This is a genomic window from Serratia symbiotica, assembly GCF_000821185.2.
GTDB lineage: Bacteria > Pseudomonadota > Gammaproteobacteria > Enterobacterales > Enterobacteriaceae > Serratia > Serratia symbiotica.
Map to the genome: position 1 here is coordinate 18915 of NZ_CP050856.1, position 16753 is coordinate 35667.

12 protein-coding genes and 1 pseudogene are annotated in these 16753 nt (G+C 51.7%); 3 read left to right on the forward strand and 10 right to left on the reverse strand.

Annotation, left to right across the window (positions count from 1 at the left end; translation table 11 throughout):
* The first annotated feature begins 101 nt into the window (after positions 1 to 101).
* Positions 102 to 761, forward strand: coding sequence for a DUF4145 domain-containing protein (locus SYMBAF_RS16570; RefSeq protein ID WP_040265183.1), 660 nt, complete (start codon positions 102 to 104; stop codon positions 759 to 761).
* Between the two features lie 197 nt (positions 762 to 958).
* Here the strand turns inward: SYMBAF_RS16570 and SYMBAF_RS16575 are convergent, their stop codons facing one another.
* Both SYMBAF_RS16575 and SYMBAF_RS16580 read right to left on the reverse strand, forming a co-directional pair.
* Positions 959 to 1273 carry a CcdB family protein gene (locus tag SYMBAF_RS16575; protein ID WP_040265182.1) on the reverse strand — a complete coding sequence of 105 codons (315 nt, stop codon included), beginning with the start codon at positions 1271 to 1273 and terminating at the stop codon, positions 959 to 961.
* Positions 1274 to 1275: 2 nt separating this feature from the next.
* Complete coding sequence (locus SYMBAF_RS16580; protein ID WP_040265181.1) at positions 1276 to 1512, reverse strand: type II toxin-antitoxin system CcdA family antitoxin; 237 nt, start codon at positions 1510 to 1512, stop codon at positions 1276 to 1278.
* Positions 1513 to 1958: 446 nt separating this feature from the next.
* On the opposite strand from SYMBAF_RS16580, the gene SYMBAF_RS16585 reads away from it, so the two are divergent.
* The gene (locus SYMBAF_RS16585; protein WP_040265179.1) at positions 1959 to 2168 is read left to right on the forward strand and encodes a hypothetical protein; all 210 of its coding nucleotides are present in this window, start codon (positions 1959 to 1961) and stop codon (positions 2166 to 2168) included.
* Between the two features lie 45 nt (positions 2169 to 2213).
* Here SYMBAF_RS16585 and SYMBAF_RS16590 read toward each other — a convergent pair.
* A pseudogene (locus SYMBAF_RS16590) lies at positions 2214 to 2402 on the reverse strand (hypothetical protein); the annotation flags it as partial.
* Between the two features lie 201 nt (positions 2403 to 2603).
* Entirely contained in the window at positions 2604 to 2939 is a 336-nt protein-coding gene (locus SYMBAF_RS16595) for a hypothetical protein (RefSeq protein ID WP_152609113.1), read from the reverse strand.
* A gap of 101 nt (positions 2940 to 3040) precedes the next feature.
* Between SYMBAF_RS16595 and SYMBAF_RS16600 the strand changes: the two genes are divergently transcribed.
* A protein-coding gene (locus tag SYMBAF_RS16600) for an IS3 family transposase (RefSeq protein WP_152609001.1) occupies positions 3041 to 4209 on the forward strand; the annotation gives its coding sequence in 2 pieces (ribosomal slippage) (positions 3041 to 3290 and positions 3290 to 4209; 1170 coding nt in all).
* Between the two features lie 518 nt (positions 4210 to 4727).
* On the opposite strand, the gene SYMBAF_RS16605 is transcribed toward SYMBAF_RS16600, so the two are convergent.
* The 6 genes from SYMBAF_RS16605 to SYMBAF_RS16630 are packed head-to-tail and all read right to left on the reverse strand — an operon-like array spanning position 4728 to position 16517.
* Positions 4728 to 6239, reverse strand: coding sequence for a DHA2 family efflux MFS transporter permease subunit (locus tag SYMBAF_RS16605; protein WP_052447755.1), 1512 nt, complete (start codon positions 6237 to 6239; stop codon positions 4728 to 4730).
* The gene (locus SYMBAF_RS16610; protein WP_152609112.1) at positions 6229 to 7257 is read right to left on the reverse strand and encodes an HlyD family secretion protein; all 1029 of its coding nucleotides are present in this window, start codon (positions 7255 to 7257) and stop codon (positions 6229 to 6231) included. Before SYMBAF_RS16610 ends, SYMBAF_RS16605 begins: the two co-directional genes overlap by 11 nt.
* The gene (locus SYMBAF_RS16615) at positions 7247 to 8962 is read right to left on the reverse strand and encodes an ABC transporter ATP-binding protein (RefSeq protein WP_040265171.1); all 1716 of its coding nucleotides are present in this window, start codon (positions 8960 to 8962) and stop codon (positions 7247 to 7249) included. The genes SYMBAF_RS16610 and SYMBAF_RS16615 overlap by 11 nt, the downstream gene beginning before the upstream one ends.
* Positions 8949 to 10682 carry an ABC transporter ATP-binding protein gene (locus tag SYMBAF_RS16620; RefSeq protein ID WP_040265169.1) on the reverse strand — a complete coding sequence of 578 codons (1734 nt, stop codon included), beginning with the start codon at positions 10680 to 10682 and terminating at the stop codon, positions 8949 to 8951. Before SYMBAF_RS16620 ends, SYMBAF_RS16615 begins: the two co-directional genes overlap by 14 nt.
* Entirely contained in the window at positions 10679 to 11083 is a 405-nt protein-coding gene (locus tag SYMBAF_RS16625) for a hypothetical protein (RefSeq protein WP_040265167.1), read from the reverse strand. Before SYMBAF_RS16625 ends, SYMBAF_RS16620 begins: the two co-directional genes overlap by 4 nt.
* Positions 11064 to 16517: a non-ribosomal peptide synthetase gene (locus SYMBAF_RS16630; protein ID WP_052447754.1), complete on the reverse strand. Its 5454-nt coding sequence runs from the start codon at positions 16515 to 16517 to the stop codon at positions 11064 to 11066. The genes SYMBAF_RS16625 and SYMBAF_RS16630 overlap by 20 nt, the downstream gene beginning before the upstream one ends.
* Positions 16518 to 16753: the final 236 nt, after the last annotated feature.

The window sequence follows — 16753 nt, forward strand, 5'->3', positions numbered from 1 at the left end:
CGTTATACACTATATTGAACCCCGTCAGTAGCTTCGTTGACGGAATTTTCTGGGTTTTCGGCGTAGAACCCCAATAACTTAAAATCTCATGGGAATTATCAATGATGAATAAAATAAATAAACGGTTTGAAGAATTACTGAATCAGGCTAAAGAAATAAAAGATAGTGAGTATGAAACTTATATTGAAGGTACAGGCCCTTATAAACATGTCGATTCTGAAAAATTATTAAACTGGTTAACAAAAACTGAAAACTTAATTGTAAATATCTGTGGTGAAAACTCTATCTATTACTCGAGATTCATTGAGAATAAAAACGCCAAGGCACATGAAACAAACCTTATTTTATTCAATAGGATAAATGCGATTTTTTCTGCGTTAAAAGATGATTACGAAGATGGTTATATGACATCATACAAATCATTAATACAAGCAGAAGTGTTCGATAATGAGCTTGAACAGGCCAAAGAACTGCTAAACTCGGGATATATTTTGGCAGCAGCAGTAATAGCTGGAACAGTTTTGGAAACTAGTTTAAGAGAGCTTTGCGATAGAGAATCACTTGCGCATGGAAAATTAGATAAAATGAATGTGGATTTAGCTAAAGCAGGAACGTACAATACTATTCAGCAGAAAAAAATAACAGCAATAGCAGGTATAAGGAACAGCGCCGCTCATGGTAAAACCGATGACTTCAATAAAAACGAGGTTTCTACGATGATTAACGATATTGAATATTTCTTAATTCAATATTTGAAATAGTTTTTGTTGGCATAATAGCGTTATACTAAAGAGGCTCTATGATTGATATTTTCGCAGCGGCCTTTTCAACATAGGGGCCTGCCCGGGTAACCGGCAGGTCTACTCAACTCAGACCCCTTAAACATAACGGCATATCACATTTGGCGAACGAAATTTTGGGACTGACCGAAACAAAAAGCCAGCCCCTGAGGGTGGGATTAAATACCGTCGAGAAGAAAATCAATTGCGGCTTTAATCTGGATACGATGAAGGGAAGCATCGCAGAACACCTCCCCCAGAGAACGGACTGGAATACTTGCCATCTCATGCGTCATAACTGCATATTCTTTATCGTCGGTCAGTCTGACAAGCGGAACCAGCCGTTCGGGACGTGTATTGCCTGGGTACTTTTCAACAGGCAGCAAAGGGATCACAATCCTGCGGTTCAACTGGTCGATAATATCGCTGGTTACATCAAGCAGCAGGGGATAGATGGCGCTTTTCCCGGTATTACTGTATACAGTAAACTGCATTCTTAAAATGTCCTGTACTCATCGCTGAAACAACCGTGTTCATCGTGAAAGCGGTTAAGAGCTTCCAGCGCTTCGCTGTTTTCCTCCTGCCATTTTTTCGCTTCGTACTGACGAAGTTCAGCATCAAGGGCTGTGATCAGGGTAGCACTGAGATTAATTCCAGCCTCACGCGCACGGCTGAGTAAGGTTCGTTCTACGGTCATGGTAACGCTTTGCGTTGCTCGTTGTGTTGTTGCCATAAATACCTCGCGTTAAATGTCGTCTAATAAACACGGCTTATCAGACGTAATATAACACTAAAAATGCAATGTAGCGGAAAAATCTGGGGTTCCGGCGTAGGTGTGCCACGAATGCACCCTGTGGCAAATAAGGTGTCAGTTTGGATATCGGATATTTTTGTACGTTAAGCACAAAATTTTGGCGGGTTACCGCTTAGAGACAACATTTTTGGAGATAATTGGTTCTGGACTCGTCATTTTCGAGGGTTCTTCCACTGGACCCCGACAAGCTTGTTTTAGCGGAGAAGTCGTCAAGGGTGAACTGCACTCGCTACGCTCGCCGCAGTTTTGCCTGAAGCGTACCGCAGGAGCAACGCGACGAGGAACGAACAGGCAAAACTAGGAAGCGGAATGTAGATGATGTAAAATTGATCTGCTTACACTCAGTTTTAAAAAAAGGAGATTAGATGGCTCACAACAAAACTATGATTAGTGAATTTCAGTTTGATACTCAAGATGAGATCAACCAATTCATGGACAGCATGTTCAGCAACCAAAAAAACATCACTGAAAACGAAGTTTTATATCGAGCAGATACCTATAAATTTGCCACCGCTGAGGTGAAAAAAATGTTCATAGAAAGCGGTATTGCAAGGATTCAAGGGCAGGGAAAGTAATAAGATACAGAATGGGGGCTTGACCCCCCCGTCACACAAGGTTTTTTATTGAAAATAGTTATCTTGTGAGATAACTATCAGGATGAGCATTTTCAGGATCAGATCCAGTTTTACCCATGTCAGCGGATGTCGGCCTCCCTTGCGGTTGAACCATCTGTAGATTATCCGCCTGCTCTGGTGAATAAACTGTCCTACGCGCCGCTGATTATCAGAGATACCGTGATAATTTATCCAAACTGACCCCTACAGTAACAAAGCCACCCAAATCCTCTCCTGTCTCAAGGTCAACTTGCGTAACTCTTCGCATGGTGCTGGGTTATCCAGCTAAATGGAAAACCCGATCAATGTTCGATTCACGCTGAATATGTGTGGGGACACGGGTCTGTCGGGAGCCGGTCTACTCAACTCAGACCCCTAATTGTCGCCTAATACCCCTTACTCAGAATCATCTTTGATCCTAATGGTCGCTCCCTTTTCGAGGAGTCTTTCAGTGTCTTTTGCGTTGTGTCCGCTTATATCGATCTTATTGCCATTTTTTAGCGTCATAACAAAACGCTTATTACTGTTCCTTTTGATGTAAGCAACAAGGACATATGCGAAGGGAGATAAGTATTTGATTAGGTCTATGTAGGCGTGCATCTCACCTGAATCAAAGGCTAGCCCATCTCTGGCAGGTATCTCATATTCGACTCCAGCATCGAATAGCGCCCGCGTTAACTCTCGAACCTCAATAGGCACAAGTAGCGTTATATCGTCACTTCTGATCATCATTCCTTACCGAAAGGTCAATGTTTAAGTAATGTAGTGGCACACTGAATTTGGCCACCTGAACAGAGGTGATATGCTCACCTCAGGACATTACAGGTGCTTCAATGAAAAAAAGAAATTTCAGTGCAGAGTTCAAACGCGAATCCGCTCAACTGGTCGTTGACCAGAACTACACCGTGGCAGATGCAGCCAGTGCTATGGATGTCGGCCTTTCCACAATGACGCGATGGGTGAAGCAGTTGCGTGATGAGCGGCAGGGAAAAATACCTAAAGCCTCTCCCATTACTCCTGAACAAATTGAAATACGTGAGCTGAGGAAAAAAATACAACGTATTGAAATGGAAAACGAAATATTAAAAAAGGCTACCGCGCTCTTGATGTCAGACTCCCTGAACAGTTCTCGATAATCGGGAAACTCAGAGCGCATTATCCAGTGGTCACACTCTGCCACGTGTTCGGGGTTCATCGCAGCAGCTACAAATACTGGAAAAACCGTCCTGAAAAACCAGATGGCAGACGAGCTGTATTACGCAGCCAGGTACTGGAACTGCATAGCGTCAGCCATGGCTCTGCTGGCGCAAGGAGTATCGCAACTATGGCAACCATGAAGGGCTTCAGGATGGGACGATGGCTCGCCGGCAGGCTCATGAAAGAGCTGGGGCTGGTCAGTTGTCAACAGCCCACTCATCGGTATAAATGCGGTGGCCTTGAACACATCGCTATCCCGAATCACCTTGAGCGGCAGTTCGCAGTGACAGAGCCTAATCAGGTGTGGTGTGGCGATGTGACCTATATCTGGACAGGCAGGCGCTGGGCCTACCTCGCCGTTGTTCTCGACCTGTTCGCGAGAAAACCGGTGGGCTGGGCAATGTCGTTCTCACCGGACAGCAGGCTGACCATCAAAGCGCTGGAGATGGCGTGGGAGGCCCGGGGAAAACCAGCCGGAGTGATGTTCCACAGCGATCAGGGCAGCCATTACACAAGCAGACAGTTCCGGCAGTCACTGTGGAGGTATCGGATCAGACAGAGTATGAGTCGGCGTGGAAACTGCTGGGATAATAGCCCAATGGAGCGCTTCTTCAGGAGTCTGAAGAACGAATGGGTACCGGTGACGGGTTACATAAACTTCAGCGATGCAGCCCACGCAATAACGGACTATATCGTTGGGTATTACAGCGCGCTCAGGCCGCATGAATATAACGGTGGGTTACCACCAAACGAATCGGAAAACCGATACTGGAAAAACTCTAACGCGGTGGCCAGTTTTAGTTGACCACTACAAAATGGGTCGCCCGCAAATATAAGCGGGTCCACGGTAGTCTGGCTCAGGCATATGAATGGTTAAGACGGATACAGCGCGCCAGGCCCGGTCTGTTTGCACACTGGGAAATTTGTACGCGGCGTGAGTGGTCAACGACAAGAGCCGGATGACGGGAGACTGTCACGTCCGGTTCCGTGGGAGCGCAGGGGGGAAGTTCCCTTGCGCGACCCGATAACCCCATTCAGGCTGCCGATGACCTGAGCCGTGCGGAAAAAAACGGTCGACTTGTCGGTTTTGAATACACGTTATAAGCCTGAACCTTTATAAGGTACCCACTGAACCGAGTCAGAGTTAAAAGACCACAAGTCGCATTTTTCTACTGTTTGTGGTGGGTCAATTTTTCGGTCACCGTTAATCGCTATTTTTTAAATTTATCCTTTAATTAAATGAGTTAAAGGATAAATAATGAATATGTTAAATAATCGATTTGCTCTACTGATTCCTCTTCCGACGTCTGCCTGCATTTTTGGTTATAATTTGACAGCAGTTGCACTGACCTTTCTAAACATCAGCGGTAACCAGCAGGCCATCAATGCAATTATTCCCAGCAACCAGTAGATATCTAAATAGGCAATAAAGCTGGCCTGTCGCCAGGCTTCTTCAGCTAAGGAGGAAATCGAAAGCCCTTGATGCTGCGAGGCTGATTCATTCAGACGTTCATAATGCACATGGCTTCTCTGATGGAGGGCATTCGCCACCCACGCGATACCTATACTGCCACCCAGATTTCGTAATAAAGTCGACATTGCCGAAGCTTCGCTGCTTTTATTTGGCGGCAATCCCACATAAGACAGCGTAGCGACTGGGATCATAATCAGTGGAATTCCTATCATTTGCAGCACTCGCGCCCAAACCAGCGTGGAAAAGTCGACCTGTAAGGTTAAGGTGGAGAAGTGCCACAAAGCCAGGCCGCTGAGAATCAAGCCCATGACGACCAGTAAGTGTAGGTGTGTTGTTTTACTGGCAATCGCACCTGTTAACATCATCGATAAAAGGATAAAGAGCCCGCCGGCACCCAGTGTCAGACCAGATGTCCATGCATCGTAGTTCATTAACTCCTGTGTCATCTGTGGCAGGAGTTGTGTGGTGCTAATCACCAGCAATCCAATCAGAAACATCAATATTGCTCCGAGTGAAAAATTGCGATGACGAAACAGTTTTACATCAAGAATTGGTGCCGGGTGAAACCATTCCCATAATGGCAAAAATGTCAGTAAAATCATTGCAATGAGGGCGCTACCGACAATGAATGGTGAGGAAAAACCGTCATAGCGTTCGAAACGATCCAGGCAAAGCTGTAGGGCAGAAAAACCGACAATAACCAGAACTAAACCAAGCCAGTCAAGCTGCATGCCACGTTCACGGCGTGCCCGCTGTTCCTGGCGCCACAAGGGCGGATCATCAATAAAGCGCATTGAAAGATAGAGCGAAATTAAGCCAATCGGAATGTTGGCCAGGAAAACCCAATGCCAGCTCAGCGCATCGGTGATCACACCACCCACCAATGGCCCAATCGCCGGTGCGAACAGAATAGTGACACCGTACAGTGCGAACGCCTTAGGGCGCGCTTTTTCATTAAACGAGTCCACTAACATCGACTGTTCAATTGGAGCCAGCCCACCCCCGCCAATGCCTTGCAGCACGCGCGCCAGTAGCAACCACTCCAGCGATGGCGCAACGCTACACATCAACGAAGCGAAGGTAAAGATCGCCACACTGCCCATGTAGTAGCGTTTACGGCCAAAAAAGTTCGCCAGCCAGCCACTCATCGGCAGGATTAAGGCGTTGGCGACCAGATAGCTGGTAATGACCCATAAACCTTCCTGATAACTCACCCCCAAACTGGCCGAGATATGCCATAACGAAACACTGGCCACAGTCGTGTCCAGCACCTCCATGAAGGTGGCAATAGAGGCGATACAGGCAACTAACCAGGGATTATGTTTGCCTGCGGCTGAGCGCGGTAAGGATTCAGCGGACATCAACTTCAGGCATCACTGACATTCCGGGTGAGAGTGGAGAATCGGCATCCAGCGGAGGATCAAAGACTATTTTCACCGGGATGCGCTGAACCACTTTGACATAGTTACCCGTCGCATTTTCTGCAGGGAGCAGATTAAACACTGAACCGGTTGCACGCTGCATGCTGTCGATACGCGCGCTGAGGGGGTTATCGGGAAAGGCATCAATATCGACTGTGACCTTTTGTCCGGGGCGCATATGTCGCAGCTGAATCTCTTTAAAATTGGCGGTGACCCATCGTTCAGTGGAAACCAGACGCATCAACGTACTCCCCGCAGCGATGTAATCCCCCACTTCCGCATCACGTCGGGTTACATAGCCATCAAAAGGTGCATACAGGCGCGTGTAGCTAAGCTGCAGTTTCGCCTGCTCAATAGCGGTTTCATCCTGCTGAAGCGTAGCCTGCGCCCCTGCTAATGAAGCCTGAGATTTGAGCAGTTCTGCGCGGCTGTAATCCACGTTTTTTTGCGCCGCTAGCAGCGAGGCGGCACTGACTTTCTCACTGGCTGCTTTGCTATCAAGATCGCTGGCTGTCACCGCTTGGCCTGAGTTGCGATAACGCTGATGTTCTTTGCGATCGCGTAACAGGTTGGCCTCAGCTAACTGTACATTAGCCAGATTTTGCTCAAGCGTTGCTTGACCCGCGCTGACACTCGCTTTGGCCTGAGCCAGGCTTGCCTCGTCGACCTGACGTGTCGCAAAGGCTTTTTGCAGCGCGATCTGTTCATCACGGCTGTCTAACACCAGCAAAACATCCCCTCGTTTTACCCGCTGATTATCCTGAACGGGAATCGACAGCACCCGACCGGCAAGTTGGGGAGAGACTTGCGCAATGTGACCATCAATAAAAGCATCATCGGTCCGTTCTACACCACGCCAGTCGAACCACCACCAGGCCAAGAGCACGACCAAACCCAGCATTAATATAAGGAAATAGATCGAAAATACCCGCTTACGTAATGGACCTTCACTGTTCAAGCGCTCCTCCCGCCTGCCACAGCTGCTGATAAAGACCGTTGACCTTAAGCAACTGCTGATGCGTTCCGCGCTGCACAATCTCGCCTTTATCCAGCACCAGAATTTGATCGGCAAACTCAATGGTGCGGAGTCGATGCGCCACCATCAAAACCGTCTTGTTTTGTGCAAGTCGAGTCAAAGCCTGCTGAATTTGTGCCTGTGAAAGCGGATCTAGCAAAGCGGTGGCTTCATCCAGCACAATAATCGGCGGGTCTTTCAACATCATGCGAGCGATCGAAAGACGCTGGCGCTCTCCACCAGATAAACGCTGCGCGCTTTCACCTAATGATGTGGCGTAGCCCTCGGGTAATCGTGCGATAAAATCGTCGCAGTAGGCTGCCTGGCACGCGGCAATCACCTCTTCATCGCTGGCATGGGGGCGTCCAATACGAACATTATCCATCACACTGCCATCAAACAGTTGGACGTCCTGGAATACATAGCCAATTCGGCTAAAGATCTGATCGCTCCCTAACTGAGATAGCGCAACACCGCCTAAATAAATTTCTCCGTTCTGAGGCGACCAGAACCCTCCCAACAAATGCAGTATCGTACTCTTGCCGCTGCCAGAAGGACCCACAATGGCGGTGACGCTGCCTTCTGCCACGTTGAAACTGGTCCCTTTCAGCACAGCATCCGCTTCGTAGCTAAAAGAGACGTGGTCAAAGGCGATAGGGGTAGCTTCACCCAGTTCAGCGATACCTTGTTCCGGCATGGTGGGTTGATGTAGCAAATCGTTGATACGTGCAGCTGATTGCTGCATCACCCGCAGCAGTGTGAAATAAGCGGCTGCCTCCAGCAGGGGATCGATAACTTTGTAAGCAACCAGCACGAACAACAGCCAGGTAGTGAAACTCAGTGTGTCAGCCGTAAAGAGCCAGCCCGCTGTGATGAACAGCGCCAGCAAACCGCATTCCGTGAGAAAGCGGAAAACTTGTACCCCGCCCCCACCCCAAGCTTCAATTCCCATACTGGCGCGGCGGATGGCATCAAACTGCTCATCAAGTTGCTCTAGCTTGCCCTGATAGCGATTAAACAGCCGTAGCGTACGAATACCGCTGATAAATTCAATCAACATCGCCGAAACCGTCACCATGCGGGTGCCTTGCTGCTGCGTGCCCCTTAGCAGAAGGCGACTCATTCCCCACAGGGCCAGTACGCCAAGTGGCAATGTCGCAACCAATGCCAGAGTCAGAGGCACGTTGATAAAAGCGAGAGCGATCAAGAACAGCAGCGCGGTACACAGGGAGATGACGACTTCGGGTAACAGGTGTGAAAAAATTTCTTCCACACGCCGCATGGCATCGGTCAGTAAGGCACTGGTCGTTCCCAACCGATGCTGACGAAAATAGCCGAGCGGCAGATGACGAAGTCGGCTTGCACTCTCTTGCCGTAACCCCATCATCAATTGATAGCTGCCCAAAAAGCAGCGGAGTTGGCCCTGCCAGGAGAAAAACAGCTGTCCCGCAAGGCAACTCACCAAACTCAAGCCGAGTAGCCACCAAAATTGCGAGTCAGCGTGCTGTTGGACACGGTTAATCGCCCACCAGGCGATAAAAAAGGGCAAAACCATGAACAGTTGGGCAATTAGTCGACAGAGCATGCCACTCACCAGCCTCAGTCGACCCGATGAAGGCTGTGCCAACATATGATTAAACAATGACATCGCTCTCTCCTTCAGCGCGAATATGCCATTTGGCCAGCGCAAACTGCTGTTCCCAAAGTGACCGGTATGTGCTGTTCTGTTTCAGCAACATCTGATGTGTACCCTGCGCAACCAATTCGCCGTGCTCCATGACCAGTAACTGATCAGCCTGCTGCACGGCATACAGGCGATGGGCGATGCTTAACACGCTCATGGTGGGTCGTTCGCTGCGCAGGTCTCGGTAGAAGGCGGCTTCCGTCAGTGCGTCAGCAAAAGCGGTGGCCTCATCCAGGATGAGTATTGCGGTATTTGCCAGCAGTGCGCGGGCGATGGCGATGCGCTGTTGTTCGCCACCGGAGAGGGTTACACCACGCTCCCCTACCGGTGTTTGCAGTTGTTGCGGCAACAGGGCCACCCAACGTTCGGCCTGCGCCAGCCGCAATGCCTGCCACAATTGCGACTCACTGGCCTGAGGGTTGCCGATGCGCAGGTTATCTGCCAGCGTACCTTTAAATAAGAACACTTCTTGCGTCACTACGGCGATCATGCTGGCGCGTTGCGCATCGCTGAAACGGGACAGATCTTGCCCGCCAAGCGTTATCAATCCGGATGAAGGGGCATGCAATCCCGCCAGCAAACTGGCGAGCGTCGATTTGCCAGAGCCTGATGTACCGACCATGGCATAGAACTGCCCAGCAGGCAGTTGCAGACGAATACCTTGTAGCACTGGCGTATTTTTGTAGCTGAATGAAACGGCATCGGCCTGCAAATCGTATTGGGTGGGCATGGCCACGAGCGTCTGTGGTGGCTTCTCGGCAAGCAGTGGCGCAATCCGGGCAACGCCGGCAAATATCTCGCGCAGCAATGTGCCTAAAAAGGTGATGCGCAGCAAGGGCTTGAGCAGCCCACTGCCCAACATTAATGTCAGCACTAATTGCGTGACGCTGAGCGAACCCTGTGCCACACGCCATAATCCGAACGGCAATAAGATGAATAGATTCGCGTTGAGTAATACGACAAATACCGACCAGGCAGGCACTGCCCGGCGGGTAAAGGATTCAACCAGTTGGTGATAGCGGTGCATACGTTGGTCAAGCAGACGAAAAGCCGTTACTGACTGTTGAAAAGCTTTCATGACAGGGATGCCGCGGACATACTCGACCATCGCGCTATCCAGCTCCGTAGAAGCCTGATGATAGGCCTCTGTGCGCGCTTGCATACCGCGCGAAAAGAGTTTCTGTGCGATGATCGCCAGTGGTACGGTTGCCAGCGCCGCCAGTGCCATACCCCAGTCGATCCAGAAGAGAAACAACGCGGCAGCCAGCGGGCTAATCAGCGCTGCCACCATATCGACGCTGTGGTGGGCGATAAACTGCTCCAGCCTTTCAACGTCATTCATGATGATATTGCGCACGCTGGCGTTGCTTCTGCCCGCTAATGCTGCGAGCGGGAGACGAGTGAGCGCCGTGGCTAACTTTAGTCGGGTGCGATAGAGCACATCAAATGCCGCCAGATGGCTAAAATAGCCTGCTAACGTCAGCAACAGATATTTTCCCAGCAGCGCGGCCAATAACACCAGCGCCAGCCGCAACAAATCGGTGTTGGGCTCGCTAGCCCGCCACAACAGGTAGTAAGGCACTAACTCCATCAGCACCGCAACAGCAACAATGCAATAGGCCCGCCAGAGCCGCTGCCGGGCATCAGATAACAACGCCCGCAACGTGGCGAATGGTGAGGTCATGGCTGCGCTGCTCCTAGCCAATGCTGCGCCTGTTGACGGGCTTCGAGTTCAGTAGCCACGACTCGGTAAGGATAGGGAATGGTGCTGGCGGTCAGGTAACGCAGCGCTTTACGCCACATGGAGCGCCGTTTTCCCTCATCCGGCTCAACGCGCACTGCCCCACGGCAGTAACGTTGTTGCTGGTCGCGAGTGCGTTTGCCCCACGCCTTATATTCACGGAAAAAGTACGCCGAATCGGTAGGTAATTCCACCCCGCTGAAGATCAGTACGAACGGTTGCCGCTGATCGAGAACGGCCTGCAACGCCTGAATGTGAATGGATGTCTCCTCGGCGCTAACACGCTCTGGCATAACATAATGCACCAGCGGCCACTGGCTGGTATCAATTGCGGGTTGGTTCACGGTCGGTATCCTTATCGGATGAAACAGGGAAAAGTTCTTGTAGCAGGTCGCTGCACTCAGGTCGGTGCAACAGCGTCCAGTGTGTGGCATCAGCGATGCGCTCAATCACCAGGCCTTGTGGAAACTGGACGTCAAGCCAGTTGAAATTATCGCCCCACTCCGCTGGGCGTTCAGCGGCAGCAATAACTCGTACATTGAGATCATCAATGATTCGCTGAGGTGCGGTGCACATCGCCTGTACGTTGGCTTGAACGACGGCGATACGGCGTAACAGAGCGTCGTCATCGCCTTGAAGCTCGGCAGGCAGAACACTGCGCCATGCATGCAATCTTTGCGGCTTATCTAGATTGTCAAAATGAGGGATGTTCTGTTGTTGTCGCGGTGTGGCCAAGGATTGCCACAGCCCATATTCACTGGCTGCGAAGCAGGACATGGCTTGCGGTGGCAGGGGGTCGATCAGTGTCAGAGAGGCAATTAACTCACCTGCCTGCTGCAACTGCCACGCCATTTCGATCACTACTGCGGTTCCCATCGACCAACCAGCCAAATGCCAGGGTGCCTTTATCCCGTTAACTCGCAAGGCCTGGAGTGCGCGATCCGCTTGTGCATGGATATCGTTAAGCGGTAACTCTTGTGACAGTAATCCCTGTGCCTGCACACCGATACACTGCACGTTTGGGAGACGAGCAGCGGTTCGTCCCCAGGCGTTGCTGTCACCATCACTGGCATGCAAGCAAATTAACTTCTCGGTTCCACCGCTGTTGAGCATCACTAAAGGATGGTGCAGTGATTGCAGGCAGAGGGCATCCAGTGCCTGCGCCATGTCGCTCAACTTGCTGTGAGAGAAAATCAGACCAATCGGGACTTTGAACCCGAATTGGCGACTCAAACTCGACGTCAGTTGAGTCGCGAGCAAACTATCTCCGCCACTGCGGAAGAAATCGTGGTTAGCACCCAGTTCGTCGATACCCAGCAAGGTCTGCCAGTGTTGAGCTAGCGTATTTTCAGCGGACGTTAGTGGGCGCTCGGCAAGGTACGCTTCAGATGCCACCTTGGGTGCAGGCCGTGGCAATGCGTCCAGGTCGCGTTTACCGTTAACACTGAGTGGAATGCGGGGTACAAATATCAACTGCTCTGGCAACATATAGTGCGGCAGCCGCTCGCGAAGTGCGCTGTGTAAACGCGCCGTGTCCGTCGCCATTTCAGGGCGCTGCACGATAAATACCTGTTGACCCGCAAACGCCAGCGGCATGTCTGGTTGCGGCCATTCCCCCACAGTCAGGAACCCATTGCGTCGAAACGCCTGCTGCCAGCTTTCGCGTGAAAGCAGTGGTGATGTTTGCTGGCTATGATCCTCTGCGGCTTGTTCGAGCACCGCCGCAGCCGTTACCCATTGCAACGCCTTATCTTGCGTGGCTTCCAGGACGATCAGTGCACCACCCGGTTTTAGCAACCGCCAGATATCACTTAACGTGGTGTCCAGATGATGGGCGTTGTGCAACACATTCGCCGCCAGTACCGCATCGAACTGCGCAGGCTCCCAGTTTTGTAACGCGAGCGGTTGGTTAATGTCATACCGTCCGGTTCGCAAAGAGGAATAGGGCGCGAAGCGCTCCTCGGCGTAACGAGAGAACCATGGGCTGACATCGGTATGATAGTACTCTCCTGCACCCGCGCGATGAAAAGCCGGTAGGGTACTGGCGGTCAGGCCACCAATCCCGGCACCTATCTCCAATACCTGAGGTTTTTCGGCAGCCTCTACCACCTTCAACAGCAGCCCTGCAGCTATCTGACCAAGGTAATCCGCCAGCTTATTACGTTGGTAGAGCGCCTCAGAAACCGCGCTCTCACCATCAGGAAACAGCAAGCTGTTCGCCAGGCGCGGTTCGTGCATGACTTCGATCATGGTGTGTTGGCTGGTAAACAACCAATCGAGGAAGGTTTTCCCCTGGGCGTGCCAGTCGAGGCAGCGACTCAAACGGATTTTTCCATCATCAATGCGTTGCTCAATCGCCGCTAAAGCAGGTGCGTAATCTGTGGCAAACCAACGCTGACCGCGTAGCTCGGTCATCCCCTCTTCTTCCAGTATGCGGTGCCATCGTTCCAGCAAGCGGCCAAAGCAAGCTGCAATCCCCGCCTGCTGGCGTGCTTCCTCCAGTCGCCAGCCTGCCGGTGAAACAAAGGCTATTTCATGCAGCAGTTGCCAGATCATCAGCGGTGCCAGTGATTCACTTTCTGCCTGAAAAGCCGCAAGCGAGGCGATATCGGTGGCTGAAGGCAGTAACTGTGCGGCTTGTTCGCCAGCCTGCTGCCAACCGAATGTCTGGACGTTATTTATCTCCGGGTGGGGCACCACCCAAGCGAGTAACTGGTTTGCACCAGAATCTCGCGTCACGATATCCACGGCTGCACTGCTGACGGCCAGTTGAGCCAGCAGCGTCTGTTCAATCTCGCTCAGCTCAATGCGGTAACCGTTCAGCTTAACTTGCCGGTCACGTCGACCGAGAAACGTTATGCAGCCTTGAGAATCGTAACGGGCTAAATCGCCAGTACGATACAGCCGCTGTTGATGTACTGCTGACCAAAAAAAGGCACTGTCGGTGCGAGCAGCATCGCGCCAGTAGCCCTGTGCCAGACCTGCACCCGCAATGCAAAGTTCTCCTGCAACGCCGGCTGGACGGTCGCGACCTTGTGCATCAAGAACAAAGTAGCGTTGATTAGTCAGTGGATAGCCATAGGGCACTGCGGGGCAGCACGGATCACATTGGCTGGCATCAAAGATATTCGACCAGATAGCCGCCTCCGTTGCGCCACCCAAAGCAAGAATTTGTGCATGCGGCGCCACGGCTGGAATACGCTCAGCCAACTCACGTTTGAACCAGTCGCCAGAGAGCAAAATCGTTCGTAAGTGAGGCAGTGTCTCTGCTGCAACCTGCTCCAGCAACATTGCCATGAGTGCCGGCACTGAGTTCCATACGGTGACCTGATGCGCTTTCAGCTGCGTAAGCCAGGCGCTGGCGTCGCGCAGCGAGGTTGGATCGGGTAGTACCAGCGTGGCTCCGGCGCCCAATGTGGCAAACAGATCGAATATTGCCAGATCGAAGCTCAATGCAGACAATCCAAACACCCGATCTTTCGGGTTGAGTGCCAGGCGTTGGCTAAGGTCCGTTAAGGTGTTAGCAGTAGCCCGATGCTGCATCGCCACCCCTTTTGGCGTCCCTGTTGATCCGGATGTGTAGATGATATAGGCCAGTTGTTCCAGCTCAGGGATGTGTGGTGCAGTTAGAGCAGCAGGCAAATCAGACAAGGTTAAAATGGGCACTTCGCTTGTCAGCAAAGGATCATCACTCGTCAGGATAACGGCCCGTGCCTCAGCATTTTTTATCACCTCCTGCAGTCGGACGCGTGGCCAGTCGATAGCGGCTGGCACCAGAATTGCGCCCGCCGCCATGACGCCCATCGCAGCAATAATTTGTTCGCGGCTTTTCGGCAGTGAAACTACCACAGGTCGATTGCGTACGCCGTATGCGCCCAGTGCGGCAGCCATCTGAAGCGCCTGCTGCGCCAGTTCCCCATAGCTGAGGTTGCCGTTTGAGGTGATGACAGCAATGGCATCGGGCTGTCGCTGCGCCTGCTTGAAGAAGCCCATATGCAACGGTTCAAGCTGAAGCGCCCGTTCGGTATTATTCACTTGTTGGCGCATTGCGGTTTGGGGAGGTGTCAGCAGAGTGGTGATGGGTTGTTGCCAGTTCTCCGCATAGCAGAGCGCATCCAGGCATTGGCCATATGTTTCAAACATCTCATCAATCATGCCCGCCGGGAACAGGTTATCAATCACAATCCAGTTATATTCCAGCGTGCCTTTTCGCACCATGACCTGATGGTCAAGCCACACCTGCGGCGTTGCCGTATAGAGCCATTCCGGCTCGCCGAGTAGGTCGGCGCCCTCCACCAGGCGATCAAGATCCATGCCCAGTAAACTGGTAAACACCACCGGCATCTGTGCGGTTTCACTCAGATTGTCGCGTTTAGCCTTTTCGCGCAGCAGATCGATCCCGCCAAAACTGCTGTGTGCCAAACGTTCGCGCAACGATTGCTGGATGAGATGTGCACGTTCGGCAAGTGACATCGGCTGGTGACAATCCATACTCAGTAGCAGCACGGCGGTAAAGTCACCCACCATTTCGGCCACATCGGGATGCCATGGATGACGATTAAAATGAGTGAGATTAAGCGTGAATCGCCCGGATTCTGCCCAGCCGGTAAGCACTTCACTGAATACCGCCAGCAGCATGGCAGAAGGTGTGACGCCTGCCTGGGAGGCATGGTGCTTGAGCTGTTGCCATTGCGGAGCGCTGACACGGCGTTGCAGGCGGCGGAATACTGGCTGCTCCAGCTGGTCAGGCTGGCAGGCGAGCGGCAAATTGGGCGCGGCCGGGATTTCATCGAGCCGAGTCAGCCACCAATCACGATCGTCTCGCCAGCGTCGCGAACCTTTATCACGCGCCTCTGCCCGTTGATAGTCGCGAAAAGTCCAGCTCAAGCTGGCCAACAGGCGATCTGGCTGATGGTAATTGCGCTCCAGTTCTGCCAGCACAATATGAAAACTTTGCACGTCAAAGGTAAGCAAATCGAGATCGAGATGGACACAAGTTTCACTGTCACTCAGGCGGGTGGCCTGTAAATCAAACAGTGGCCAATGGCTGGCGTCCAGCACCTGCGCGCTAAGTGCCTCGCGCTTTAGCAGCAATTTCTCCTGCTGTCTCTCGGGCGAATCGCCACGCCAGTCGCTCTCTGCGATATGATACCAAGGCACCTGCGGCAGGATATATTGCAAACCGTCATCATTGACGCAGGCGCGCATCATTGCGTGACGTTTTATGACGTTGTTCCATGCGTGTTCGAAGCGAGTCAGGTCAAACTCGTGCAGTCGCCACTCAAAGCAAACGTGACAACTCACGCCGCCAAGGGCCAGCGTATGAGTACGACCGAGCCAGTATGCGTGTTGAATATCAGTGAGCGGGAACGGTTCGTTGTCGCGCACGTTGTTCCAGCACAGCCAGCTGTCCCCATTGTCATACAGCAGCCAGCCGCCGGGTTTCAGTACTTCGCACCATAATGCGGGATCGCTAGCGGAATTGGGCAAGATAATCCAGTCATAACCCGGCTGGCTGATTCGCTGACGTGACAACGCGTTGCGAATATCAACCTGCTGACAATCCGCCTGCGGTTCATGTTTGCGTAAGGCGATTTGTTCCAGACGAGAGCTCACCGCTCGGGTGTAGAGCGTGGCCCGCCGTTGCAGATGTTCCCTGATTTTGCAGGACGCTGGCAGGGTGCTGCTGTGCAGCAATAGCACGTTGCATTCACCCTGTTCTTGCTGACTATCGATCAGCGCCAGTACCTGCTCATTCGCAACTCTTTCCCCATTCATAACGGCTCCCGCCATAAAAACGGATGTGAATTAACCGTTCACATCGCAAGGTTTTGATTAGGTTTATTTATGCAAATTTCAAATTTAATTACTCATACTGTTGCAAATGATAATCATTATATTTACGGTCGCAACTGAAATTACGGTCGCAACTGAAAATTTGACTATAAATCACCATAATCCTTACTGTTATTGGGCTTTGCGGTCCATTTTAAAATCCATGCTATTTCAGGGTT

Coding starts and splice junctions, on each gene's coding strand:
- SYMBAF_RS16570 (WP_040265183.1), top strand. CDS start 102: ATGATGAATAAAATAAATAAACGGTTTGAAGAATTACTGAATCAGGCT.
- SYMBAF_RS16575 (WP_040265182.1), bottom strand. CDS start 1,273: ATGCAGTTTACTGTATACAGTAATACCGGGAAAAGCGCCATCTATCCC.
- SYMBAF_RS16580 (WP_040265181.1), bottom strand. CDS start 1,512: ATGGCAACAACACAACGAGCAACGCAAAGCGTTACCATGACCGTAGAA.
- SYMBAF_RS16585 (WP_040265179.1), top strand. CDS start 1,959: ATGGCTCACAACAAAACTATGATTAGTGAATTTCAGTTTGATACTCAA.
- SYMBAF_RS16595 (WP_152609113.1), bottom strand. CDS start 2,939: ATGATGATCAGAAGTGACGATATAACGCTACTTGTGCCTATTGAGGTT.
- SYMBAF_RS16605 (WP_052447755.1), bottom strand. CDS start 6,239: ATGTCCGCTGAATCCTTACCGCGCTCAGCCGCAGGCAAACATAATCCC.
- SYMBAF_RS16615 (WP_040265171.1), bottom strand. CDS start 8,962: ATGTCATTGTTTAATCATATGTTGGCACAGCCTTCATCGGGTCGACTG.
- SYMBAF_RS16620 (WP_040265169.1), bottom strand. CDS start 10,682: ATGACCTCACCATTCGCCACGTTGCGGGCGTTGTTATCTGATGCCCGG.
- SYMBAF_RS16630 (WP_052447754.1), bottom strand. CDS start 16,517: ATGAATGGGGAAAGAGTTGCGAATGAGCAGGTACTGGCGCTGATCGAT.